Annotated in this window: 1 protein-coding gene; it reads left to right on the top strand. The window is 64.3% G+C overall.

Translation table 11 applies throughout. From position 1 onward, the window contains the following. On the top strand, positions 1–1020 hold a 1020-nt coding region (locus FPV16_RS25830; RefSeq protein WP_227441362.1), incomplete at its 5' end, for an FAD-dependent oxidoreductase. Positions 1021–1045: the final 25 nt, after the last annotated feature.

Below are 1045 nucleotides of genomic sequence, written 5' to 3'. Positions count from 1 at the left end.
GTCACCCCGATCCAGTTGCAGTCAGGCACGCGCGCCTACGACTTCGCGACCGGTAACCGTCTGCCGTGGCTCAAGCCGAGACCTCGACGCTCGGCCAGGGGCGAGGGCGACTCGTCGGTCATGGCGTTCAACACACGGACGATCATCACCGCCGATGAAAACCGCACCAAGTTCGCCGACATGGTGGTGCCGGGATACAATCCCGCGAACTACGACCGCGAGTTCTATCTCGCCAATGCCACGCAGTATCAGAAGATCCCCGGCGCGTTCGACGATCCGGTCCTGCCAACCTATACCTACGTCTGCTATGACATGAACTCGGCGGGCGTGCTCTTTGGGAATAACTCCCAAGGAGACATGTTCGACTGGCACAACGCGACCTTCGCCGAGCGCAAGCTCATGTGGCAGGACTACGTGTGCCGGAAGGCCGGTCTGTTCAAGGCGATCTGCTCCGACCCGCGCTGGGAGCAGGCGCTGCCGGCGATGGTCGCCGATACCAAGAAGTACGGCATGGCGCCGAACCTCTGGCAGGACAGCATCGTGCCGGGCTGGCCGCCCATGATGTACGTCCGTGAGAGCTTCCGCCTGAAGGGCATGGAGACCCTTCACGAGAAGCACATGTACCTCCCGGTGAAGGAGTGGGCCGAGCCGATTTACAGCTACGGCTACCACATGGACCGCCACCCGACCGGCCTGTGGGCAAGCGCCAACGGCATCGTCGCCATGGAGGGCAACCAGGACCTCGAGCAGGGCACCGAAACCCGGCTGCTCATGCCCTGGGGCGCCCATAAGCCGCCGCCCGGCCGCTGCCTCAATGTCTCGGTCGGTCGCGGCGTGTCCGGTACCGCCATTGGGCGAACCAAGATGCGGATTGAGATCAGCGAGATGAAGGCCGCCGACTCGCTGGCCATCATCATGGCAACCGCCATGGGCCTCGGCCGCCGCCAGGGCGAGCTCGACTACAACACCCACGTCCGGCCTGCGCTGCTGGCCAAGGGCGCGATCCTCACGCTCAAGTAGGAGCCGACATGGCCAGCAGTTCTCC

The organism is Methylobacterium sp. W2 (assembly GCF_020662345.1).
In the GTDB taxonomy this organism is placed as follows: domain Bacteria; phylum Pseudomonadota; class Alphaproteobacteria; order Rhizobiales; family Beijerinckiaceae; genus Methylobacterium.
The sequence above is the reverse complement of the archived record's forward strand: the minus strand, read 5'-3'. Positions and strand labels throughout refer to the sequence as shown.